The organism is Wolbachia endosymbiont (group A) of Paraperithous gnathaulax, from assembly GCF_964028485.1.
Taxonomy (GTDB): domain Bacteria; phylum Pseudomonadota; class Alphaproteobacteria; order Rickettsiales; family Anaplasmataceae; genus Wolbachia; species Wolbachia pipientis.
The window spans coordinates 973583-997007 of record NZ_OZ034784.1 but is presented as its reverse complement, the minus strand read 5'-3'; the positions used below and the strand labels follow the sequence as shown (position 1 = coordinate 997007).

The 23425-nt window shown below is 35.8% G+C and carries 21 protein-coding genes and 1 tRNA gene; 8 read left to right on the top strand and 14 right to left on the bottom strand.

All coding sequences use genetic code 11. The features are described from left to right. Nucleotides 1–372 precede the first annotated feature (372 nt). Nucleotides 373–1162, bottom strand: a protein-coding gene (locus ABWU74_RS05335) for an IS5 family transposase (RefSeq protein ID WP_353289218.1) whose coding sequence is annotated in 2 segments (ribosomal slippage) — nt 373–900 and nt 902–1162 — 789 coding nt in all. Because the reading frame shifts where the segments join, the coding sequence is not laid out codon by codon here. A 204-nt stretch (nt 1163–1366) separates the two neighbouring features. On the opposite strand from ABWU74_RS05335, the gene ABWU74_RS05330 reads away from it, so the two are divergent. The 3 genes from ABWU74_RS05330 (at nt 1367) to petA (ending at nt 4886) form a co-directional block, all read left to right on the top strand. Next, nucleotides 1367–1439, top strand: a tRNA-Val gene (locus ABWU74_RS05330). Between the two features lie 52 nt (nt 1440–1491). Beyond that, nucleotides 1492–4194 (top strand): DNA topoisomerase (ATP-hydrolyzing) subunit A, encoded by a 2703-nt coding sequence (gene gyrA, locus ABWU74_RS05325; RefSeq protein WP_070356997.1) that lies wholly within the window; start codon nt 1492–1494, stop codon nt 4192–4194. Between the two features lie 92 nt (nt 4195–4286). Next, nucleotides 4287–4886: a ubiquinol-cytochrome c reductase iron-sulfur subunit gene (petA, locus tag ABWU74_RS05320; RefSeq protein ID WP_010963095.1), complete on the top strand. Its 600-nt coding sequence runs from the start codon at nt 4287–4289 to the stop codon at nt 4884–4886. 18 nt (nt 4887–4904) lie between these two features. Here the strand turns inward: petA and priA are convergent, their stop codons facing one another. Beyond that, the gene (gene priA, locus ABWU74_RS05315) at nt 4905–7247 is read right to left on the bottom strand and encodes a primosomal protein N' (RefSeq protein WP_209472365.1); all 2343 of its coding nucleotides are present in this window, start codon (nt 7245–7247) and stop codon (nt 4905–4907) included. Nucleotides 7248–7391: 144 nt separating this feature from the next. Between priA and ABWU74_RS05310 the strand changes: the two genes are divergently transcribed. After that, complete coding sequence (locus tag ABWU74_RS05310) at nt 7392–9176, top strand: hypothetical protein (RefSeq protein WP_353289255.1); 1785 nt, start codon at nt 7392–7394, stop codon at nt 9174–9176. Nucleotides 9177–9248: 72 nt separating this feature from the next. Here ABWU74_RS05310 and thyX read toward each other — a convergent pair whose 3' ends face one another. The 6 genes from thyX to acpP form a co-directional block, all read right to left on the bottom strand. Continuing rightward, nucleotides 9249–10103, bottom strand: coding sequence for an FAD-dependent thymidylate synthase (thyX, locus tag ABWU74_RS05305; protein ID WP_010082033.1), 855 nt, complete (start codon nt 10101–10103; stop codon nt 9249–9251). Between the two features lie 9 nt (nt 10104–10112). Continuing rightward, nucleotides 10113–11390: a UDP-N-acetylglucosamine 1-carboxyvinyltransferase gene (gene murA, locus ABWU74_RS05300; RefSeq protein ID WP_353289254.1), complete on the bottom strand. Its 1278-nt coding sequence runs from the start codon at nt 11388–11390 to the stop codon at nt 10113–10115. A gap of 155 nt (nt 11391–11545) precedes the next feature. Further along, a complete protein-coding gene (locus tag ABWU74_RS05295) occupies nt 11546–11989 on the bottom strand; it encodes a CPBP family intramembrane glutamic endopeptidase (RefSeq protein WP_231115834.1) in 444 nt (147 codons plus the stop codon). Nucleotides 11990–12492: 503 nt separating this feature from the next. After that, a complete protein-coding gene (locus tag ABWU74_RS05290; protein ID WP_255322260.1) occupies nt 12493–12618 on the bottom strand; it encodes a hypothetical protein in 126 nt (41 codons plus the stop codon). Nucleotides 12619–12621: 3 nt separating this feature from the next. Further along, nucleotides 12622–13893, bottom strand: a complete 1272-nt coding sequence (gene fabF / locus ABWU74_RS05285) for a beta-ketoacyl-ACP synthase II (protein ID WP_353289253.1) — start codon at nt 13891–13893, stop codon at nt 12622–12624. Between the two features lie 13 nt (nt 13894–13906). Beyond that, nucleotides 13907–14167, bottom strand: coding sequence for an acyl carrier protein (gene acpP, locus ABWU74_RS05280; RefSeq protein ID WP_006279836.1), 261 nt, complete (start codon nt 14165–14167; stop codon nt 13907–13909). A 146-nt stretch (nt 14168–14313) separates the two neighbouring features. Between acpP and ABWU74_RS06725 the strand changes: the two genes are divergently transcribed. After that, on the top strand, nt 14314–15321 hold the full coding sequence (locus ABWU74_RS06725) for a polyprenyl synthetase family protein (RefSeq protein WP_010082029.1): 1008 nt from the start codon (nt 14314–14316) through the stop codon (nt 15319–15321). Continuing rightward, nucleotides 15314–16255 (top strand): FKBP-type peptidyl-prolyl cis-trans isomerase, encoded by a 942-nt coding sequence (locus ABWU74_RS05260; RefSeq protein ID WP_010963087.1) that lies wholly within the window; start codon nt 15314–15316, stop codon nt 16253–16255. The genes ABWU74_RS06725 and ABWU74_RS05260 overlap by 8 nt, the downstream gene beginning before the upstream one ends. A 68-nt stretch (nt 16256–16323) precedes the next feature. Here ABWU74_RS05260 and hslU read toward each other — a convergent pair whose 3' ends face one another. Then, entirely contained in the window at nt 16324–17814 is a 1491-nt protein-coding gene (hslU, locus tag ABWU74_RS05255; protein WP_353289252.1) for an ATP-dependent protease ATPase subunit HslU, read from the bottom strand. A 1-nt stretch (nt 17815) separates the two neighbouring features. Further along, complete coding sequence (gene hslV / locus ABWU74_RS05250; protein ID WP_006280198.1) at nt 17816–18370, bottom strand: ATP-dependent protease subunit HslV; 555 nt, start codon at nt 18368–18370, stop codon at nt 17816–17818. A 115-nt stretch (nt 18371–18485) separates the two neighbouring features. Here hslV and gshA point away from each other — a divergent pair, with 115 nt between their 5' ends. Next, nucleotides 18486–19646, top strand: a complete 1161-nt coding sequence (gshA, locus tag ABWU74_RS05245; protein ID WP_010963085.1) for a glutamate--cysteine ligase — start codon at nt 18486–18488, stop codon at nt 19644–19646. A 3-nt stretch (nt 19647–19649) separates the two neighbouring features. Here gshA and ABWU74_RS05240 read toward each other — a convergent pair whose 3' ends face one another. From ABWU74_RS05240 to ABWU74_RS05230, 3 genes are all read right to left on the bottom strand, one after another. Beyond that, complete coding sequence (locus tag ABWU74_RS05240) at nt 19650–20447, bottom strand: hypothetical protein (RefSeq protein ID WP_209472377.1); 798 nt, start codon at nt 20445–20447, stop codon at nt 19650–19652. 78 nt (nt 20448–20525) lie between these two features. After that, nucleotides 20526–21473 (bottom strand): ferrochelatase, encoded by a 948-nt coding sequence (gene hemH / locus ABWU74_RS05235; RefSeq protein WP_209472379.1) that lies wholly within the window; start codon nt 21471–21473, stop codon nt 20526–20528. Next, on the bottom strand, nt 21474–22295 hold the full coding sequence (locus ABWU74_RS05230) for a hypothetical protein (RefSeq protein WP_209472381.1): 822 nt from the start codon (nt 22293–22295) through the stop codon (nt 21474–21476). A 113-nt stretch (nt 22296–22408) separates the two neighbouring features. Here ABWU74_RS05230 and ndk point away from each other — a divergent pair, with 113 nt between their 5' ends. Beyond that, nucleotides 22409–22828 (top strand): nucleoside-diphosphate kinase, encoded by a 420-nt coding sequence (gene ndk, locus ABWU74_RS05225; RefSeq protein ID WP_209472382.1) that lies wholly within the window; start codon nt 22409–22411, stop codon nt 22826–22828. Between the two features lie 311 nt (nt 22829–23139). Here the strand turns inward: ndk and ABWU74_RS05220 are convergent, their stop codons facing one another. After that, nucleotides 23140–23316, bottom strand: coding sequence for a hypothetical protein (locus ABWU74_RS05220; RefSeq protein ID WP_353289251.1), 177 nt, complete (start codon nt 23314–23316; stop codon nt 23140–23142). Nucleotides 23317–23425 lie beyond the last annotated feature (109 nt).

The window sequence follows — 23425 nt, the reverse complement described above, 5'->3', positions numbered from 1 at the left end:
CTTATAGCTCACCTAAATCTAATTTATCGTATCTGTTCAAGGGAGTGGCTAATGTGCAAATATTGAAGCAAAGTGTGTGAAACACAGATGTACGAACATTTGTTTGCAAAGGTAATTTACACAACAAATGCATAACTGTACGAACATTGTGATTTTGGCCCATCAGGAGGGTGTCATCCCAGTGCTTGACACTGGGATCCAGGAATTTTATTAAGTTGGCGAGCATAAAAATAGCTGTTTTATGTAAAAATACAACGTTTTAATGATTATGAAAAAGCTGGATTCCAGTGTCAAGCACTGGAATGACACCATTCTTTTTTCTGGATCCCAGTGTCGGCTACTTGGATGACACCATTTATTGTAAGAACCTGTTTAAAATCTCCTCAATAGAATAGAAATGAAGGAAAGAACAACCATTTGTAAGCTAGTGTTGAGTTTCCGCTCGCAATTTTTCCACAAACGCCTACATTTTTCCAACCAAGCAAAAGATCGCTCAACAACCCATCTTTTTGGCAATACAACGAAAGAATGTAATTCACTCCGCTTTATTACCTCAACAGTTGCACCAATAGTAGCTTTTATTTGAGTTGCAAAATTTTCTCCTGTATAGCCAGCATCAACCAGTATATTTTCAACTTCAGAGAGGTTTTTTTCAGCCTTTCCCACCATTTCCACAGCACTGCTACGATCAGTTGCTTCTGCTGTTGTTATATGAATTGCGTGTGGCAAGCCTTGCGTATCAACTGCAATATGACGCTTTATGCCTGAAATCTTTTTACCTGCATCATAGCCCTTTTTTTCAGCAGTATCTGTGTTTTTAACGCTTTGGGCATCAATTATACAGAAACTGGTTTTCTCTTTCCGACCATTGCTGATACGAACCTCTCCAACTAATTTTTTTTAAGACTATTTCCAGCAAGCTTGGTTCTGCTCCATTCTTTTTATTCCACATTTGAAAATAGTAATACACGTTCTCCCACCTCGGAAAATCTTTTGGCAGCATTCTCCACTGGCAGGGGCTTTTTAGGACATATAGCACTGCACAAAATACATCATACAAATCAAGTTTCCTTGGTTTTGTTTTCTTTCTGCTACTCTCCAGTATTGGTCTAATTTTTTCAAATTGTTCTTGACTTATATCGCTTGGATAGCTTTTTTGCATAGATATACCTCTTTCTTAACTATGCTTATTTTACCTCATATTTTCGAGATCCTTAACAGGTTCTAAGGACTTACCTCACATTTACTCTATGATTATCTTTTTAGATCACCTTGTCTACCTATTTTGCCACTCTGCTGAACGGATACAATTTATTGCTATTTTTGTTTACAATAATAATATTGAGCTATAGAATTAGATCTAAAGGGGCAATTAGCTCAGCTGGTAGAGCATCTCGTTTACACCGAGGAGGTCGGCAGTTCAAGTCTGTCATTGCCCATTTGCTTAACTGAATGTTAGTATTATTAATTACTTCAATTAAAGTATAGAAAATGCAGGATAATATAGTACCAATCTCAATAGTAAAAGAGCTGGAAGATTCTTATCTTTCCTACGCAATGAGCGTTATCATAAGCCGGGCTATACCTGACGTGCGGGATGGATTTAAACCTGTTCACAGGCGCATATTATATGCAATGTCAAGAGCTGGATTCGATGCCGGTAAGCCATATAAAAAGGCAGCTCGTATAGTTGGGGATGTAATGGGGAAATATCACCCACATGGTGATGCAGCTATTTACGATTCCTTGGTTAGAATGGCCCAAGATTTCTCTCTTCTTTTACCACTTGTTGATGGGCAAGGTAACTTTGGTTCGATAGATGGAGATCCACCAGCTTCAATGCGATACACAGAAGCAAGACTTCAAAAAGTGTCGCACTTTTTACTGAATGATATTGATGAAGATACAGTTAATTTTAGGCCAAACTACGATGGAAATGAAACAGAACCAGTTGTGCTGCCTGCAGAGTTTCCGAATCTATTGGTAAACGGTGCAAGTGGTGTTGCAGTTGGTATGGCAACCAATATTCCTTCTCATAATCTTGGAGAAATAATAGATGCTTGTATATTATATGTAAATAATCCTGAAGTTACTTTGGATGAGTTACTTGAAGTGATGCCAGGGCCGGATTTTCCAACTGGGGGAACAATTCTTGGAAGGTCTGGAATAAGATCAGCATTTGCAACTGGTCGTGGATCAATTGTTGTGCAAGGCAAGACTCATATAGAAGATCTGCCACAAGATAGGCAAGCAATAGTGATTGATGAAATACCTTACCAGGTAAATAAAGTAAAATTAATTGAGAAGATAGGTGAGCTTGTAAAAGAAAAAAGAATTGATGGTATAACAGAAATTAGGGATGAGTCCGATAAGTCTGGTATTAGAGTAGTAATTGACCTCAAAAGAAATGCTGAAGCAAGTTTTATACTTAATCAAATATTGGGGCTAACTCCACTAAGAAGTAGTTTTAGTGTTAACACTTTAGTGCTCAATAACAACAGGCCTGCTTTGATGTCATTGAAAGAAATCATAACTGCTTTTGTTGATTTTAGAAAAGAAGTATTAATCAGGAGAACAGAATTTCGTCTAAGAAAAACGAGGGAAAAAGCTCATATATATATAGGGCTCTACATTGCGGTCCTCAGCATAGATGAAGTGATAAAAATCATCCGCGGTGCAAAAGATCCTGCGGAAGCAAGTAGAGAACTTTTAAATAAAGAATGGAAAACTTCGAATGAAATCAATACTATTATCGAGTTGATTTCAGATAGCGCAAGCTTTTTGAAAGATGGAGTGTATAGATTAACTGAACTACAAATTAAAGCTATCCTTGATATGAAACTGCAGCGTTTAACAGGCCTTGAAAAAGACAAATTAGAAGCTGAGCTAAGTTCAATGATCAACCTGATAAAAGAATATATCGCTTTTCTTGGCTCAGGAGAGAAGTTGATGAAAGAAATAAAAAACAATCTACAAGAAATAAAGAACAGATTTGCTGTGCCGCGAAAAACTTCAATAGAAGAGTCAGACGCGGACATTGAAGCTGAAGATCTAATTCCACAAGAGGATATGGTGATAACCGTAACTATGAATGGTTATATCAAGCGTGTAAAACTTTCTCACTACAGAACTCAGCGTCGTGGTGGAAAAGGAAAGCTAGGACAGGGATTAAAAGAAGAGGATGTAATCACAGAATTATTTGTTGGAAATACCCATACTAGCTTTTTATTCTTTTCTAACATTGGTCGAGTTTATAGATTAAAAGTTTATAAGTTACCTCTTGCAGAGCCAACCGCACGTGGAAGAGCACTTGTTAACATATTTCCGCTTAGCGATGGTGAAACTATAACTAATATCATGCCATTGCCAAGTGAAAATGACGAAAATCAAAACATAGTTTTTGCTACTGCCTATGGAAACATAAGGCGTAACTCCTTAGCGGACTTTCACTATATTCCAAGCAATGGAAAAATAGCAATAAAGCTCGATGAAGGAGACAAATTAGTATCGGTTAAGGTATGTAATGAAATTGACCATGTTTTACTTTCAACAACGCTTGGAAAAAGTATCAGATTTGTTGTAAGTGATGTGCGTCAATTTAAGAGTCGCAATTCAGATGGCGTAAGAGGTATCAAACTTGTAAAGAATGACAGCGTGATATCCATGACCATATTAAATGGGATAGGTGTAGCAACAGAAACAAAAGAACTTTACTTAAAAGTTCCACTTGCAAAAAGACTGGGGACTGCAATTAATAACTCCATTGATTCTAAATTGGAAAAGACTTTGAATGATTTAGGAATAGATAACGAATTATTCTTAAAACTTGCAGTGAATGAGGAGTTTATATTAACTATTACTGAAAATGGCTTTGGTAAAAGAACTTCTGCGTATGAGTATAGAGTAACTAACAGGGGTGGTGTTGGTATCACCAATATTCTTACTACTAGCAGAAACGGTAATGTTGTTGCTAGTTTTCCAGTTGAGCAGGGTGATAATATAATGCTTATTACAGATAAAGGAAAGTTAATTCGCATTTCGGTCAATGAGATTAGAATTGCAGGACGCAGCACTCAAGGAGTCACTCTGTTTAAAACAGAAAGTAGAGAAAAAGTGGTGTCAGTAGCGAAAATTGAAGATCCTGATTCCACTGAAGATAGTATTTTTGAAGTTGAAAACTCTATCGCTTCTTAACCGTAGTATAGGTTAAACAAAAAGCGCAAGTTTTTGTTGATTAATACGCAGTATTTAAATTAAAATATATACTTATGGCTAAGTAAAGATCAATGGACAAAAAATTAACTAAAAATAAAAAACCACTGGCAGACAAAGAGGATAAAAAAACACCTCCTGTTAAAGATCTTACTAAAAATAAGAGTAGGAGAGATTTTATAACATTAACTACATGCGCTATGGCAGGTATAGGAGCTGCAAGCGGACTTTGGCCACTGGTTAAATCTATGAATCCTTCTGCTGAAGTTCTAGCAACTTCCACAGTGGAGGTGAATTTGTCTGGAATTCAGGAAGGACACGGAGTAAAAGTAAAGTGGCAAGGTAAACCAGTATTCATTCGTAGACGCACAAAGCAAGAAATTGAGGCTGCAAGAGCTGTGAATGTGAAGAGCTTGAGGGATCCTCAATTAGATGAGCAGAGAGTATACGAAGGAAAAGACGAATGGTTAATTATGCTTGGAATATGTACACATCTTGGGTGTGTACCGGTTGACCACGCTACAAGAGATGGTAATGGTTGGTTCTGTCCTTGCCACGGTTCATATTATGATACATCAGGTCGAGTAATTGGGGGTCCTGCACCGAAAAATATGGCTGTACCTGATTATTTTTTTCCCAGTGAGAATGTTGTGGTAATTGGCAAGAAGGCTTAACGAATATAAATAAACTCGTTAAAAAAAACTCACAGGATCAACATCTATTATCACTGCAATACTCGAATTCAAGTTACAATTTTTAATCCAATATTTCAGCTTTTTTTGTATGGATAGACTATGCTTATTGTGTATTTTTAATAATACCCTATACCGATACTTATTATTTAAAAAATTTATCGCTGCTGGTGATGGGCCAAGAATTTCAAATTCCTTTTTGTCTACACCTACATTTTTTTCCTGGATACAAATAGTTGAGCTACTTGAATGACAGAGAAGAGATTTTACTATTTCATTCGCTGCTTTTTGTGTTGCAATCTGATTCTTACCACAGATTATAAGCGCTATTAATCTGCTAAATGGTGGCATTTTGGCTTCGCGTCTTGACTTAAGTTCGATTTCATAAAATGAGTCTCTTTTTTGATGCAGCAATGCTTTTATTATTGAACTTTCAGGATTATTGGTTTGCACTATTACCATTCCTTTTTCATTAAACCTTCCTGATCTGCCTGCAACTTGGTGCAATAATTGATACGTCTTTTCCGCTGCTCTCAAATCAGAATTTTCGAGACTCAAATCTGCATTCATTACTCCAACCAAAGTTAATTTGGGAAAATTGTGCCCTTTAGCAATTATTTGTGTGCCGATTATAATGTTCACCTCTTCTTTCAATATCAAGTCAATTACGTTACTAACCGACTTCTGATCGCTGCTTATCATCGCAGTTTTTGCGTTTGGTATTAATTTCACCATTTCTTCAAGCAACCTTTCAATTCCTATGCCGTAGAGGGACAATGGCTGTTCACTTTGGCAATTAGAGCATTTCTCTGGAAGTTTTAATTGATAAGAGCAATGATGGCACAAAAGAGCATTTTTTTTCTTGTGATATGTAAGCCAAACAGCACAATTTAAGCAGGAAATTTTATATCCACACTTTTTACAAATTGCCAGTTGTGCATACCCTCTGCGGTTTAGAAAAAGCATAACCTGCTGTTTTTTCTCTATGGTTTGTTTGATGCTTTCAAAAAGCTCAGAGGAGATCCATTGCTTGTTGTTCCTCATATCTACTACTTTAATGAGTGGCAATTCTGCACCACCAAATCGTTTAGTTAGCTTTACATGATTGTAATTCCCGTTTTTAACATGATGAATCGTTTCAAGCAGTGGAGTAGCTGATGATAAAATAATCGGAATATTTTCAAATTTGGCTAAGATTATCGCCATATCTCGAGCATTATATATAATTCCCTGTTCTTGTTTAAAAGATGAGTCGTGCTCTTCATCAACGATAATCAATTTTAGGTTTTTATAAGGCAAAAAAAGCGCTGACCGTGCACCAATAATTATCTGCGCATTTCCATTTGCTATATTGAGCCAATTATTCCGGCGAGTTTTTGGAGTGAGCCCTGAGTGCCATTCAACTAAGTTTTTTGATATCTGACCGCGAACACGATTTACCAATTGTGAAGTTAAAACAATTTCAGGTAGGAGGATTAAAATTTGTGTATTACCTTCTCCTGATGTCATTTCAACATATTCTGGTGTCATACTAGTACGTGGCAAAGACGGTATGCTAAATGTTACAGTGGGTTTTGCCTTGAGTATAAAGGTGTCATTCCAGTGCTTGACACTGGAATCCAGGAATTTTGATTGTAAATTAGGTATTGGTTTTAAGTTAAAATAAACATTTGTAATGAGGTTATATGAAAAACTGGATCCCAGTGTCAGGCTACTCGGATGACACCCTCTTGGTAGACCCAAATCACAATGTTCGTACAGTTGTGTCTCTGGGCACTGGGATGGTAAAGTCTGAGCAGCATTTGGAACGGCAGTGTAATTCTTAATCAATTGTGCAATCACAGAGAGATAAACTTCCGTTTTTCCAGATCCTGTCTCACCGTCAAGCAAAGTCACTGAATACTCGTTCAAATTGCTGATTATTTTATCACTAGCTATCTGCTGTTCAGGGCTTAATTGGCAACTTATTTCACTTGTTTCCTGCTTTTGTTCAACACAAACCAATTTATCTATGTGATTTACTTTTAACACTCCTCCCATTATCACTTTGGCAAGCATACCAATAGGTATTAAATTGTATTGTGCAACCCACTCTGCAAATGCAATCAATTTTGGTCTAATATTTGGTAAATCGATTTTTTGCTCAATAAATTTTAATTCTCGGTTACTTTTATCACTGTATTTCCAAACTATTCCGATTAAGCGTTTTTTGCCAAATGGCACCACTACGTAATCTCCAAGTAAAATCTCAGTATTTTCCTCAATTGCATATGAAAATAACTGATCAATTGGAAGTGGTAGTAATACGTCAACTGTTTTTGCCATAGTGATTGAGTTTAACATTGTTTTAAAGAGCTTGTAACTTTATTAAGCTTGGCAATATAGATGAATCGGTACAGAGAAAATCTTAACGTTTAACACATTTTTCATAGTACAGACCGTATGATTGATAAATAAAATGATTTATAGAATTTGTGGAGGCTACCAATGGTCAACGACAAGATTACTTTGAACTTTGAAATAGAAAAAGGCGAACCTATAGATCGATACTACTTTTCTGCACATATAAAGCTTACAGATGAAAGCAAAAATCTTTTGCGCGAGAAGCTTGGCAGTACAATTCAATTCGATAATCTAGATGATCACTTCAATCTTAACCATGAGAATTTTTATATCTACTACAACAAATATAGTGAGCACAATGGTAGAAGTGAGCTACACGTTAGGGATGATAACGGTAAATATTTAACCTCCAATCTTCCACTTAATTACTATGGATTCTCAATGGAACTATCACCTGACGGAGCGTCAATTGCAGATTATGGTTTTTATCCTCTGTATGCAATCTATAACCCAAATCACTATGATAAAGCAAAGGAAAAAGTATTTGATGATCACGGTGAATTGTCACCAATTGCATCAAATGTGTTAGATAATTTTTTAAGCAACACAAATAGCTTAACCACACAAGATATATTACAAAATGTATTCTCACAACTGCAGAAGAAAGCTGATGAAGAAGCAGAAAGATTGGCAAGAGAGAGAGAAGCAGAAAGACAAAGGGAGGAAGAGTTAAATGAAAAGAACGAGGAGTTAAAAGAACTTGTAGAAAAGGATGAGATTAAAATATTCAAAGTGGTAAAAGGTAATGATTTAGGTAATGGGCATTCAGCAGTAGTTTTACAACTTGATGGGGAAGAAGGTGACAAGATACCTCTCGACTCTAGTAAATACTACATAGCAGAGTATAGACACCACCCAGAATGGGAAGGCGATGAATATTTAAATTTTGTTAGCCCTGATAGTGATATGCTGGTTAATTATGAAAACTTATTTTTTGTGCTCAATCAAAGCTCCTACTCAGACTTTGAAAGTGGGTTTTATTCAGAAAACAGAACCGATCCCCATAATTATGCTAAATATTCAAAGGAACCATATTTGAGTGGTGACCAGCTATCTGAAAAATTATCTAATGAATTGGAGGAAGATAGCAATCAGATAGGTACTGAATTTACAATTGATGATGAGCAAGTAGACGAAGAAGTTGTGGTAGAGAGTGAAGCCAAGTCTGGGGAGAAAGGAACGGTTGGTGAGGATAACGCAAAAAATACTATACAGGAAGAAGAATCTAACTATATAGATCAAATGCAAGCGGATGATAGCAGCAGTTATAAACCAGCTTTGCAAAGCAATCGTGATGATTATGCTGATACGAAAAAAGCTCTGCAGGAAAAATTGCATGGAGATGAAATACACAAGCAAAGTAATGAGAAAGCTCAAAAAGATATAGAAGTAAAAAAAGTAACTGTGGAAACTGACAGTAGCAGTAATAAGACTGAAAAACAAACAAAACCAACAGAAGATGAACAAGAAACTGCTATGGCAAGTGTGATAGAAAATATGGATAAAAATTCTGATATTGAAGCAGAAACTTCTAACAGTGTTGCAAATTCACAACATCCCTTAAAAATAAAGACAGGAAGTCCTCTTGAAGTGGGAAAGTATAAGGTGGAGCTGCAAGTGACATATGATGATGTAAAGAATTTTTATGATACCGTACGTGGTAAATATCATGCTGGCGATGGATATAACTACGAACAAGTAATGGTTTTATATAATGAAATTGTTAGGCCCGCTCACAATCATCATTACGAGCTGTTTACTCTTGATGAAGCACATGTTGCTAATGATCACCTGTTTATCAAGGGTCAGGATTTTGGAACTCTAAATGATTTTAATGAGATGTTCTATAAAAGTGATGAGTTAATGTGATGTAAAAAGCAAGATTCAATCTGGTGAACGAGAGTTAACTGACAGAGGAGATTGACACGTATGCCTTTATCTTTAAGATTGTTTATCAAGTATAGACATCAGCTCGCCCCATTCTCTTTTACCAATATTACTTTCTTCTCTAGTAACGTTTTCCCCTTTAATTAATTTGCGAATTATTTCTAGACCAGTTCTTGAAATACAGGCTGATTCTAGGCAATATTCAACAAAGGCATTGTAGGCCAGTGGAACCCATTTTTTTATTATATCCAGCATAACTTCTGCATAAACTCTGATTTCATATTGGGCATGCTTATCAGCTCTAAGCTTCAAAAAATGAAGGAGATTATGCAGATCTATTTTCCAATAAAATTGCGTGTAGTAATTAAGCATTAGGTTAGTTCTGGCAATTTCTCTTGCAAGCCCCTGCTCAATAAATTTTTCATAATGAGAATATACTAAATTAGAGTCATTTATTAGAGAATCTATTATTTCCTTTGAGGTATCTGGATCAAAAGCTTCCCCGCTACCTTGTTTATTATTGTCAGATTGTTTTGCAACTTGTTCTGGTTTAGGTGTATAAAATTCATTATCAAGTATTGAATACCTTGCTGAATATTCATTCACATTTGCAGTTCTATGCCTTATCCATTGCCTTGCAACAAAAATTGGAAGTTTCACGTGAAACTTAATTTCACACATTTCAAATGGAGTTGTATGATGATGTCTCATTAAATACTTTATAAGTGCTTCATCCTGACTTATCTGTTTTGTTCCCTTGCCATAAGAAACACGAGCAGCTTGAACTATAGCGCTATCAGAGCCCATATAATCCACTACTCGAATAAATCCATGGTCTAATACCTTATGTTCTTCATATAAGATTGCATCTATTTCTTTTACTATAGTTCGTTTGGTTGCTTCATTCATAAAATATCCTCAAGACGAAATGGAGATATCAGCTCCACATGAATTGAGTTTTTCATGCATTGCTTCATATCCTCTCCATAAATGATGTGAATTGTTTATTATAGTTTCTCCACCGGCTACCAAAGAAGCAAGCACCAAAGCTGCTGTTGATCTTAAGTCAGTAGCATATAGATTAGCTCCAGATAAGCTTTTTATTCCACTTATAGTAGCTTTGCTTTTCTCGATGCTGATATTAGCACCTAACTTTCTCAATTCATCTGCATGTGTAAATCTGTTTTCAAAAATGTTCTCTTCAATTACTGATATCCCATCAGCGATGCACATTGCAGACATCAGTTGTGGTTGCATATCACTGGGAAAATTGGGATATGGATCTGTCGCAACTTTAGCAGACTTAATAGAGCCATTTTTTCTGGAAATAACAATGCCTCCATCATACAGTTCAACCATAGCTCCTATAGTCTCCAACTCATTTGTAATACACCTTATATCAGATAGATTTATTCCTTCCAACTCCAACTTACCACCGGTTATTATAGCAGCTAGTGCATAGGTGCCTGCTTCTATGCGATCTGGTATTATTTTATGAACACATCCATTTAGTGCTTCAACTCCTGTTATTATGACCTTTGTATTATCAATTTCAATATCAGCACCCATTTTCTTCAGAAAATCTATTAAATCAAGAACTTCCGGCTCAGTTGCAGCATTGTTTATTGTTGTCACTCCTTCTGCAAATGTTGCTGCCATTATTACATTTTCTGTTGCGCCAACACTTATTTTCTCAAATGTGATTTCTTTTCCTTGTAGCTTTCCTTTCACTGTTGCAATTATATTATAGCCGTCAATTTCAATTTTAGCTCCCATTTCTTCTAATGCTTTAATATGCATATCAACGGGACGCTTTCCAATGTTGCATCCACCAGGAAATGCTGTTCTCGCTTTGCCAAATCTGCTAAGCATTGGACCCAATATTAGAAAAGAAGTTCTTAGCTTACTTGCGGTTTTATATGGCATCACGTGATTGTTGATATTGCTGCAGTCAATTTTCAAAGTATGGTTCGCTTTATAATTTTTATTGTGCATAAAGTTCACTTCTGCTCCAAGACTTTCAAGCAACTTAGACATTAGATGCACATCAATTAAATCAGGTACATTATGCAAAATTACCGGGGAGCTACTTAATAGACTTGCTGCCATTATTGGTAAAACAGCATTTTTTGAGCCATTAATCTTGATTTTTCCGACCAAAGGTTTGTAGTTATTTCTTATTAATATCTTGTGCATTTAATTAGATATAAAGTATAATTCATTAGTTTATTGAAGTCTTACTAAGTATAATAGATTGACCGTAAAAGGCAAAATTTGCTTTTTCTTCCTCATCATCCCAGTGTCATGCTACCTGCATGACACCTGATGCGAATTGCCCCCGAAATTTTATACTATGAATTACTCAAATGACGCTCTCGAGCTTTATCAAACCAAATAACACCAATTGCAACAATGAAATAACCAGCTGCTCCTAATGTAAGGCGAATTACTGCATCGAAAGTTGACAGAGGAGGAGACGGCATTAGAATGCTCAAAACACTATACACAAGATTATTTGTTGCATGAGCAATAGTTACTGGCCAAATCGAGTTGTCTTTTTCAAACAACCAGGTAAACATTATAGACATTGCACAAATATAAAGGGTATAAGCACAAATAGTCGGGAATGTAAAGCCATCCTTCCACAAAGCTGAGCCAGCAACCACATAAGTTGGTATGTGCCATACTGACCAAATAATACCGACAATAATTGCTCTGATATAAAAATTTGATATTTTGCTTTTAAGATTTTTCAAAAGATAGCCACGCCAACCGATCTCTTCACCAAGAGACATAATGATCCACATCACAAAGGTTGATAATAAAACAAATAACATCACTAATGGACTCAAAACTGCACTCAAATCCTTTACACGGTCTAACGTAAAAGACTCTCGGAAAAATGAAAAACCGCAATAAATTGACAAAAGACCATTGGAAATTAGCATACTTACCAGAATAAGTATAAACCCTAATAGACAGTTTTTTTGGCGAACTAAGTTTAAAAAGATCCCTTACCTTCTGTTTATTATAAATGGTTAGCAAAATTGCAACTGAAGCCGGAACAAATGTTGTTAATAATGTTATGTCTTTGAAAGGTAAGCACCAAGCTATAATGCACGTCAAAAATATGTAATTACAACAAATAATGTACAATTAATAGTGGTTAAATTCATGCATACGCCCATCAATTCCTTTTCTGCATTATTGATCTTTATTCATAAATTGTCAATAAAATACTTCTTCAGGGATGAATAGAATATTTTTTCTTTTTGAATTGCTATTGATAGTTTAATTTTTATATGTATTCCCTTTCACAACCGTTTGTCATCCCAGTGTCACGTGCTGGGATGACAGTAGGAGAGCTGCTTGCATGACAAGAGGAGGGTACTGGAATGACAAGAGGAAGACACTGGGGTGACATCAACTAAACTTGTCCAAATATGAGCGATGCATTAGTGCCACCAAAACCAAACGAATTAGAAAGTGCATATTGAATTTTATGCTCCTGAGCTTTAAACGGTACAAAATTTAAATCACATCCTTCTGAAGGCTTGTGTAAATTTAAGGTTGGCGGAATAATTCCATTATTTAACGCAAGAATACTGAATATTGCTTCAACGCTCCCTGCAGCACCAAGTAAATGTCCTATAGAAGATTTAGTTGAAGAAACAGGTATTTTATAAACGTAGTCACCGAATAACTGTTTCATTGCTATTACTTCAATTTTATCTCCAAGTGGCGTTGAAGTTCCATGTGCATTGATATACCCTACTTGATTGGGATTAATTTGTGCGCTCTTTAAAGCAAGCTGCATTGCCTTAAATGCGCCGCTTCCTTCTGGATGTGGTGCTGTAATGTGGTGCGCATCTCCTGTGAGTCCGTACCCAACCAGTTCAGCATGTATTTTTGCCCCCCTTTTTTTCGCATGTTCGTATTCCTCCAGCACCAATATACCTGCTCCTTCACCCATAACAAAACCATCGCGTTCTTCATCCCATGGCCTTGAAGCTTCTTCCGGTTTATCGTTAAATTTAGTTGATAACGCCTTCATAGATGCAAAACCTGCAATTCCAACTCTACACAGTGCACTTTCTGCTCCACCTGCAATCATAACATCCGCTTCACCAAGTTTTATAGTTCTTGCTGAGTTTATGATTGCATGCGCACCTGTTGCACATGCGGTTACTGCTGAATCGTTTGGACCTGTAAATTCGTATTTAATAGAAATATGGCCAGATATCAAATTTATTAGACTTGCAGGGACAAAAAATGGACTGACACGTCTGGGCCCTTTTTCCTGCATGGTAATAACATTTTCCTGAATTGACGGAAGACCACCTATACCAGAGCCAATAGTCACACCAACACGTTCCCGATTGATATTTTGGCTTTCCAAAATTAATGAATCATCTACTGCCTGAATAGCTGCTGCAATACCGTAATGGATAAAACGATCTGTCCTTTTTGAGTCTTTCTCAGAAATATAATCTAGTGGATTGAAATGGTGCTCAATGTTGTCTGATTGCAACGGCACCTGCCCTGCAATTTTGCAAGCAAGATCAGAAGAGTCAAATCTATCCGTATTGATTGCTTTTATGCCAGACTCACTTTTTATTAGCCTTGACCAAGTGTTGTCAACATCTGCCGCTAGTGGAGTGATTAAACCAACACCAGTGACTACTACTCTTCTGCTCATTTAACACTAACTATTAGCCTTTTTTATTATTAATGTACTCAACTATTTGCTCCATAGTTTCCATTTTTTGTGCGTCTTCATCTGGAATTTCTATTCCAAACTCTTCTTCTGCTGCCATGATGATTTCAACTGCATCTAAGCTGTCTGTACCATGCTCCGAAAGCTTTGAAGAGCTGTTGAATTTCTCTACATCCTTACTAATATGCTCTAGTATAATCTTTTTCACTTTTTCTTCTATGTCTTCTCTAGTGCTCTTTGCTAGTTCGCTATTCACATTTCTTACCAAAAAAAATAACCTATTCTTTGATGTTATAAAAAATTTTTATGTTTGCAATATCTTTTATAACTGGTAAACTACAGTAAAGTTTTCTACTGCCCTAGCTGGCTAGCGTTACGTGCTAAACAATTAACAATTCAAAAATGCTAGACGAAACAACAAAAAATTTGCTTATTGTAGAAGTAAATAAACTCTTACCCGAAAATAGCGAGAATAAGCTTATATCAGCTATGCGTTATATACTCCTTGCTCCTGCAAAACATATACGCTCCTTTTTAGTCGTAGCTTCATCGCGAGTGTTTAACGCGGAAGCTAAAAAAGTAATATCAGTTGCTGCAGCAATTGAATTTGTTCATGCTTACTCTCTAATTCACGATGATTTACCGTGCATGGACAACAGTGATACTCGCAGAAGCCAGCTAAGCTGCCATAAAAAATTTGATGAAGCAACAGCAGTGCTTGCCGGAGATGCACTACTTACTCTGGCTTTTGAGGTATTATCTTCGTTAAATGAGAAACGCTGTGAGATCATAAAAGTTCTTTCTCAGGCAATAGGAATTAGGGGAATGGTGGGAGGACAGGCTTTAGATATTAACAGTGAGCATATAGATTTTAGCCCCCAACCCTCTGTCATTCAAGTAGCGGACACTGGGATCCAGAAGGCTTTGCCTACAAGCATTTCGTGCAAAAAGCCATGCGATAGTGGAGCTGAACATGAAATGGATTCCAGTGTCAGCTACTTGCATGACACCCTTTCTACCTTAAAACTACAACATTCGTACGGCTGTATGTATGACGCTGGAATGACGTCGGGCCAAGCTGATAAAATAAAAGAAATTCATTTGATGAAAACCGCAAAACTATTTGCAGCTTCATGTGAAATAGGTGCTATAATAGGGGGTGCTACAGACAAGCAACGTAAAGCGTTATATAACTATGGAATAAATCTAGGGCTTATCTTTCAAGCTAAGGATGATATTGAAGACTACGAACAAGATAAAACAAATAATCTTATGTCTGTGCTTGGTAAAAGTGAAGTAGAGGACTATATAGACGGCCTCTTTAAACAAGGCTTGGATAATTTGAGTGCGCTTTCAGGGGATACTAATTATTTATATGATTTATTGAATCAAGTAAAGAAAGATGGTTAGAAAAATTATATTACAAATGCTTATTTCCGTAGTAATGATTCTCACTTTAACTTCTGCTTTTGTGTTTACTATTGTCTATATAAACAAAGGTAAACCGGAAAAAAAGGACAAGCTTTATGAGATAAATGCCACGCATGGTGGTTTGATACAGACGATAGCACATTACCTAGTGAAGCCAATACTTGAATCAGCACTTGACCGCTATATTGAAAAGCATGGGCTGACAGAATATTTAGAAGAAATAACGCAGCAAAAGGAAGAAGATTCAATAAATTTTTATGAAATTACTGAAGGCAGTGGCAGCAAGGCTTTTTGTGGCCTGGAAGTCCTATTGCAAATATATAAAATTTCTAATAATAACTCAGCAACACTCCCTAGCAAAGTTTCTGATGTTACTTTGAAAATAGGTCAAGATGACCTAAAAGAAGTGAGTTTAGGGGTAATAGGTATGAAAGAAGGCGGAGAGCGTGTAGTTACTATTGCCAATGAGAACAAAATGAATTTTAATTCTTATTACGTCAAACTGATCGAAGTAAAGGATAAATATCCCGACTCAGTAAATAATCTGATGGTTTTTAATGACTTAATTAACAAGACTGGAAAACAAGTAAGGTGCGGTGATGAGATATCGGTTAAATATAGCGTAAAGGAGCATAATGGGGAATATATAGTCAAAGATCAAACAGTGCAATTTAGGGTTGGCGATAAAAAAATACCACTTGCTATAGAGCTTGGAGTTGTGGGAATGAGAGCTGGTAATAAAAGAACTATTCTTTCTCCGCCTGACCTTTTGACTATTACTGACGATATGTTAATAAAAGACATAGATTATGATGAAGAAAATATCTCAATAATTGACTTAAGCTTAGATGTTAAGCAAGAGGTCGCAGCACACCATTCTACTGTTGAAAAACAGCCTAAAGAATATAGCTGAAATTTTAGGTCTACTGGCTAATCTTCTGAACACTCTCTATACTACTTAAAGTAGGCTTTTCGTTTTTCCTAAAGTATAAACTTAGATAAATCAAGCTGCTTCGAAATTGACTCAAGTTTATCTTTTACATACTTGCTGTCTATAATGAATTTTTCGCTATTTTTCTCAGAAGCAATGAAACTTATTTCATCTAAAAGCTTCTCCATGACAGTGTGAAGCCTTCTTGCGCCTATATTTTCCACTTGCCTATTAACTGTAAACGCTATTTCAGCTATGGTTTTTATACCATCATCAGTGAACTCAAGTGTCACATTTTCTGTTTTCATTAAAGCTATGTACTGCTTTAACAAACTAGATTCTGGTTCCTTTAATATTCTTATTAAATCCTCTTGAGTAAGTGCCTTAAGTTCTACCCTGATCGGTAATCTGCCCTGCAATTCCGGTAAGAGGTCAGATGGTTTAGACTGATGAAAAGCACCAGATGCAATAAATAATATATAGTCTGTTTTTACATGGCCATACTTAGTTGTAACAGTTGTTCCTTCAAGTAATGGTAACAGATCGCGTTGCACTCCTTCTCTGTTTACTTCACCTTTTACTTCTGTACGCGCTGCAATTTTGTCTATTTCATCCAAAAATACTATACCGTCATTACTAACAAGATCAATGGCTTCTTTGATTATCTTATCTTCATCCATTAGCCTTTCACTTTCTTCATTAATTAATATTTCACGCGCTTCTTTTACCTTCACCGTAATAGTTTTTGTTTTTTTGCTCCCGTTAAACATCTTGCCCATTATTTCTGTTACATTCATCACACCAACTTGCCCACCTGGCATGCCTGGTATATCGAAAGTAGGTAACATACTCTTGCTCTCTCTGACGTTAATAGAAACTTCTCCGTCCTCAAACTCTTTATTCCTCAACCTTTCTCTAAAATTTTTTTTACTCTCTTCGGTTTCATTTTCGCCTACCATAGAGTTTACTATTGTTTTCTCAGCTAAAATTAAAGCCTTTTTAGCTAAGGCTTTACGGGCTTTCTCTTTAACTAAAACTATTGCTGCATCAACTAAATCGCGTATTATCGAATCAACGTCACGTCCAACGTACCCTATTTCAGTAAACTTCGTTGCCTCAATTTTTATGAACGGTGCACCGGCAAGTTTTGCTAAGCGACGAGCTATTTCAGTTTTACCAACCCCTGTATGACCGATCATCAATATATTCTTAGGTATGATTTCATCACGCAATGGAAATGGAACCTGATTGCGACGCCAACGATTTCTGAGCGCAATAGCAACAGCACGCTTTGCATCATCCTGTCCGATTATGAATCTGTCCAATTCTTTAACTATCTTCTGTGGTGGCAGGTCATCTAACAAAACTTGAGTGCTGTCATTAACTTGAACATCGCTGTCATTTGAATCAAAACCACTCTTAGTATCTTTATAGAGGTTATCTTTTTCATCGTAGGTGTCACTACTACAAGACCGCCCTTCTGAAAGGGTTATGGGCTGATTGGAAAAATTGGTGCATAAAGTTTTTTGCTTGGAAGACATATCACTCCTCTATCTTTTCAATAACTACATTATGATTTGTATAAACACATATATCGCCAGCTATCTTCATAGCCTTTTTCGCAATTTCCTCTATTGATATTCCTTTAATGTCAATTAAAGCTCTTGCTGCAGATAGAGCAAAATTTCCCCCAGAGCCAATAGCTGCGACTCCATCTTCAGGTTCAAGAACATCACCTGTTCCCGTAATTACTAATGAAATAGATTTATCTGCAACGATCATCATAGCTTCTAATTTCCTCAGATATTTATCCATTCTCCAGTCTTTTGCAAGTTCAACACATGCTCTCATTAATTGCCCTGGGTGCTTGTCAAGTTTAGATTCTAATCTTTCAAAAAGAGTAAATGCGTCGGCTGTTGCCCCGGCAAATCCAGCAATTACGGAATCACCAGAAAGACGCCTAACTTTTTTTGCTCCAGATTTTATAACAGTGTGGCCCAGTGAAACTTGTCCGTCACCTATTACTACTACACTTTTATCTTTTCTAATTGATAATATAGTAGTGCCATACATTTTATTGTTATCGTGTTGAATCATTTTTCTATCACTTTAAATAAGAATCTCATTATACTTTAATCTTTAGTCAAATTTACTAAATATGTTCAACTATAGCTTATAATATAATACCTTCCTTATAACATTTAAAGTGCAGATGCAAAACATAATTCACCCAGATTTGGAAAAAAGTATAAATAATTGGTTCGAAGCAAAATTTAATGGCCTTACATCGCCATTTTATAGCTCTATAGATCTTAGAAACTCTGGCTATAAAATCGTTCCAGTAGACGCTAATTTATTTCCTGCGGGGTTCAATAACTTAAGTGAAGAATCAAGAACGATGGCAGCAAGATTGATAAAAAGCTATTTTAAAAGACATCAATACAAAAAGGTTCTTATAATACCGGAAAATTATACACGCAATAAAATGTATATAGAAAACGTATTTGTTATAGAGAAAATACTACAACTCGCAGGTTTTGAGACTAGAATTGGCCTTTTATATAACGAAGTATACAATTTAATAGAACAGTATGAAACTGTTGTGAAAGAAAACTCTCTGCTAAAGACAACTTCAGGATTTGTGCCTGATGTTATTATACTGAACCGTGATATGACGAGCCACATTCCAGACACGCTGAAAGACGTAAAGCAAGATATAGTACCAAGCCCACTATACGGTTGGCATAGCAGGCAGAAATTTAAGTATTTTGAAATCTATCAAGAATTAGCATCTGAGTTTTGTGGCAAATTTAAAATAGACCCATGGCTAATTTCTGTGCTTACAGAGAGCTGTGATGGAGTTGATTTTGATGATGATTTGTCACTAGGAGCAGTAGCAACTAAAGTTGACCAAATATTATCTCTAGTGCAAAAAAAATACGAAGAATATAAAATAAAAACACAACCTTACGTTTTTATCAAAGCAAGCAATGGCACATATGGGATGGGCATTATAACAGCAACAAGTGGAGAGGAAATATTAAACCTCAATAAAAAAAAGCGTCATAAAATGAAAAAGATAAAAGAAGGAATAGCAATCAATAGCGTTATTATACAAGAAGGTGTACCAACCATTGACATGTTTAAAAGCAGTTCTGCAGAACCGCTAATATACTATATAGGAGATACTTCAACATGTTACTTATACCGATGTAATAGCAGAAAAGATGTATATTCTAGCTTGAATGCCACTGACTGTGAGTTTCATGATGTTAGCCAGGTTGTAGAAGGTAAAATTCTATCACTTTGGAGTATTGTTAGCAAATTAGCAGTACTAGCGTTGGCAGTAGAAATAAAATCTTTTCATCCCTAATTCTTATACCTCTACAGTGCTGTCATTAGAATGACCGTTTATATTATGAACATCATCAAGTTCAGTGGAAGGATCATCATTGACAGGTTGATTAAACAACTTATCAAGTTGAACTGCAAGAAATACTGCACTATATATTATGCTGACTGTTACGCTTAAGTTGAAATTATAGATTATACCACTACCCAAGTTTATTGGTATAGTTGGAGTTTCTATCCTTCTTAATATGAAGTTTAATAAACCTAACGACAAAGTTAATGTGCTGATAATAAGGTCCTTCTTACACTTAGCAGACTTTTCAGGATCCTTATTATCCAGATATTTCTTGCATGTATAATAATAGCTTATAGGTTCTGAAATGAACAAAAATAGGATCGTTGATGTTGAACTAATATAACTTGTTACATCTGCATTACCTCTAGCCAAAAAATGGATGACTTTCAACATCATCAATGCTTCTATGGTGCTGCTTGCAAGGTTAGCCGATTTACCCAAAATTTTTGCTAATTCTTTTTTACCCTTAGGGTCTTTATAATCTTTTACCAAATCCCGTAAGATAAATGCAGAATGGGCAATGTATAGGGTAGATGTCGGAAATTTCACCCATCGGGCAACATTCTTTATAAAGGAGATATTGGATCTATTATTGTCAATGAACTCGCAGCAAAATTGCAGTGAAATCTTACACAATAGGGCTGTTAAACCTGTTGTGATGCAGATTACCTTTCTGATATCATGATTATAAGCATCATGTACCTTTTGTGCGGGCGTGTTAGATTTCTTTTTTAGCTTGTTTAGCATAAAATAGTTAATAAAATAATAACTTTCTGTTATTCTATCACATAAAATCCTAAAAGAAAAGCCCTATGAATCAGGACTTTAAGGGAGATTTATGCACAAATCGGCTAAGCATTTTATAAACAAGGGATCGGTACTGAGAGTTGGCACACGAAAGTAATATCCATCCTTGATAATTGCTTTATATTCTATATCAAGTTCAACTAGAGTTTCTGAATGCTCAGAAACAAAAGATATAGGTGATAGAACTACAGGTACACCATCAGCTTTTGCGCGTAATAGCTCACTTTCAGTGCTTGGCTCTAGCCATTTTACAGGACCAATCTTACTCTGATAACATATTGACCAATCTAAGTTATTGATAGCTAACTTTTCTACTATTAACTCTACGCTTCTTTCTACCTGTGAAGCGTAAGGGTCGCCCTTTTTAATGATACTAAGAGGTAAGCTATGGGCTGAAAATAGGACTCTTGGTTTACCGATTTTGCTAGCCAATTTATAGTACTTAGCTATCAGATTAGCGTGAGCTTCAATAAAATCTTGGTTATCATAATAACGGTGAATCATTTTTGTATTGCATTTTAGGCCATACCGTTTAGCATTTTTTTGCCAATTCTCGATGGATGACAGAGTTGTGGTAGTTGAATATTGTGGATACAGTGGCAACAGAATTACTTCGTCAGGATCAAATTGTTTTACACTTTTAACAACTTCGTCGGCAAAAGGGTGCCAGTAGCGCATGCAGATGAATACCTTGTATACATGGTTTCTATCTTCATTTAATTTTAGTTCTAAAGCATTAACTTGTGCTTTCGTATTATCCAAAATCGGCGATTTGCCTCCGATTTGCTCATATATTTCTCGTGCAGTATTTTCTCGTTTCGCAGATATAAACTTTGCTAAAAGAAACCGAAAGGGATTCGGTAGATTGATTATTCTCCTGTCATAAAAAAGGTTGAATAAAAAAGGACGAACCGCATTCAATGAATTAGGTCCGCCAAGGTTAAATAAGATAACTGCCTTTTTCACCTACGCACTACTACAACAAGTTACTTTTGGGGTGCCTATAAAATTAGCTACACACTCATCAAATTTAGTTATGGGCACTAAATTTCTTACACTTGCATACAATAAATGACCTGATCTCTGCAGGTTACTCTTGGTAGATGTGAAGCTCCAATCGAAAAATGTATCGACAAAAAGACTTGGTACCGTTTCAAGAAGTTCAACAGCAGCTAAAGATAGCATTATACAACTTTGCAGGACATTCAGAAGAACCTTGAGGGGAAAAAGTAAAACTTTAACGAAAAGAGAGGTGCTATTTGTTTCATCCAGTAGTCGCCCTGAGTTAGGCGAATTATACTCGGTGTGTTTTCTATTTTGATCAAAGATAGGAAATTTTATAGTATCTTTCTTAAATTCCGCGTCTATTTCTTTTCTACTATGGTTAGTGATTTTTTCCATTAACTTCTCACGCAGATGAAAAGTTCTGACAATAAAACATGTGGCAATCATTAAGGAAGCACATAAAAGTGCGCATTGCATGAGGCTCATACTGCCTAGCATAGCTGGCAGTGCAAAACAAACAAGCGGTGCTATGATTGTCATTTCAAGAAATGGAATAGTGTTTCTTTTCATTGCAAAAGCAGCACCTTTTTTTAATTCTGTATTATGATGTAAGCTATATTCCAAAAAGCTTAAAAAGGCCAAATTAAAAGTTAAAAATCCTTTTGTTCCACAAAAAAGTGATGACTTAAAGTTACTTACTAATTTTTTAGTAGTAGATTTAGCTTGTTTTTTAGTGGTAGGCTCAGCTTGTTTAGTAGTGTTATTTTTACAACATTCACCCATACAATACCTCCTTGATGGTTTATTCTTAACTATAAATAAAAAACTGCTTTTATCAAATCAAAATTTACAATAAAATAAATCTATAAATATACTATTTTATATAAGGAAATAATATGGCAATTGAGAGAACACTTTCGATATTAAAACCTGATGCAGTAAAAAATAATATTACAGGCAATATAAATTCCTACATCGAACAATCTGGGCTGAAAATCACAGCACAAAAAATGATGTTACTAACAAAAAAACAAGCAGAGCTGTTTTATGAAATTCATAAAGATAGGCCTTTTTTTGGGGAATTAGTAGAGTTTATGACCTCTGGTTCTGTGGTAGTTCAAGTTTTAGTTGGTGAAAATGCAGTAAGTAAATACAGACAAATCATGGGAGCTACCAATCCAAAGCAGGCAGATAAAGGCACAATCAGGGGTGATTTTGCTGATGATATTAGTGAAAATAGAGTCCACGGCTCGGATAGTCTAGAAAATGCTCGTAAGGAGATAGCTTTCTTTTTTGCTGAATGTGAGTTGGTGTAGTTAACTCAGATTGGCGTCATCCAAGTAGCTGACAACATAGAAACGAAAAAACTTGCTTGACACCCTCCGCCAGCCCTCTTATCATAAAATTGAAGCTATTGTATTTGCTTTCGCCAATCTGCAGATTAAAAGGTAAGGATTACTTAATGTATCGGCGTCTTATGTTCAATTTTTTGCAGTATATAGATACTGTATGTCTTTACAAAACTTCATCTACATCTAGATTTTTATCTAAATAAGCTGAACGCGCTTATAAAGCGTTACAAGACATCAAAAAATGCCAATACTCGACAGAGATAGTAAAAGACTAGCTAACTCGGGGATTCTTTGTCTTTTTTTCTGCTTAGTAAATTTCTTAAACGTTTGCAGCGTAAGTTAGTTGCAATTAAAAGCAGCTGAATTTCGCTTGTCAAGCGTTTAAAACATAAAAAACGCCAATATTTTAAAGCGGATAATAACCCCAGGGTTTCTTTTGCCTTTTTTTTCATTTGGTAAATTTCTTAATATTTATAGCTAAAGTAATTTAAAAGTCCGTGAAGGGTGTCATGCCAGTGCTTGACACTGGCATCCAGTTTTCCATATAATCTCATCAAAAAT

Excerpts from the sequence above, each read along its gene's own strand:
- gyrA (WP_070356997.1), top strand. The coding sequence starts at position 1,492 with ATGCAGGATAATATAGTACCAATCTCAATAGTAAAAGAGCTGGAAGAT.
- petA (WP_010963095.1), top strand. The coding sequence starts at position 4,287 with ATGGACAAAAAATTAACTAAAAATAAAAAACCACTGGCAGACAAAGAG.
- priA (WP_209472365.1), bottom strand. The coding sequence starts at position 7,247 with ATGTTAAACTCAATCACTATGGCAAAAACAGTTGACGTATTACTACCA.
- ABWU74_RS05310 (WP_353289255.1), top strand. The coding sequence starts at position 7,392 with ATGGTCAACGACAAGATTACTTTGAACTTTGAAATAGAAAAAGGCGAA.
- thyX (WP_010082033.1), bottom strand. The coding sequence starts at position 10,103 with ATGAATGAAGCAACCAAACGAACTATAGTAAAAGAAATAGATGCAATC.
- murA (WP_353289254.1), bottom strand. The coding sequence starts at position 11,390 with ATGCACAAGATATTAATAAGAAATAACTACAAACCTTTGGTCGGAAAA.
- ABWU74_RS05295 (WP_231115834.1), bottom strand. The coding sequence starts at position 11,989 with ATGTCTCTTGGTGAAGAGATCGGTTGGCGTGGCTATCTTTTGAAAAAT.
- ABWU74_RS05290 (WP_255322260.1), bottom strand. The coding sequence starts at position 12,618 with ATGTCACCCCAGTGTCTTCCTCTTGTCATTCCAGTACCCTCCTCTTGT.
- fabF (WP_353289253.1), bottom strand. The coding sequence starts at position 13,893 with ATGAGCAGAAGAGTAGTAGTCACTGGTGTTGGTTTAATCACTCCACTA.
- ABWU74_RS06725 (WP_010082029.1), top strand. The coding sequence starts at position 14,314 with ATGCTAGACGAAACAACAAAAAATTTGCTTATTGTAGAAGTAAATAAA.
- ABWU74_RS05260 (WP_010963087.1), top strand. The coding sequence starts at position 15,314 with ATGGTTAGAAAAATTATATTACAAATGCTTATTTCCGTAGTAATGATT.
- hslU (WP_353289252.1), bottom strand. The coding sequence starts at position 17,814 with ATGTCTTCCAAGCAAAAAACTTTATGCACCAATTTTTCCAATCAGCCC.
- hslV (WP_006280198.1), bottom strand. The coding sequence starts at position 18,370 with ATGATTCAACACGATAACAATAAAATGTATGGCACTACTATATTATCA.
- gshA (WP_010963085.1), top strand. The coding sequence starts at position 18,486 with ATGCAAAACATAATTCACCCAGATTTGGAAAAAAGTATAAATAATTGG.
- ABWU74_RS05240 (WP_209472377.1), bottom strand. The coding sequence starts at position 20,447 with ATGCTAAACAAGCTAAAAAAGAAATCTAACACGCCCGCACAAAAGGTA.
- ABWU74_RS05230 (WP_209472381.1), bottom strand. The coding sequence starts at position 22,295 with ATGGGTGAATGTTGTAAAAATAACACTACTAAACAAGCTGAGCCTACC.
- ndk (WP_209472382.1), top strand. The coding sequence starts at position 22,409 with ATGGCAATTGAGAGAACACTTTCGATATTAAAACCTGATGCAGTAAAA.
- ABWU74_RS05220 (WP_353289251.1), bottom strand. The coding sequence starts at position 23,316 with ATGAAAAAAAAGGCAAAAGAAACCCTGGGGTTATTATCCGCTTTAAAA.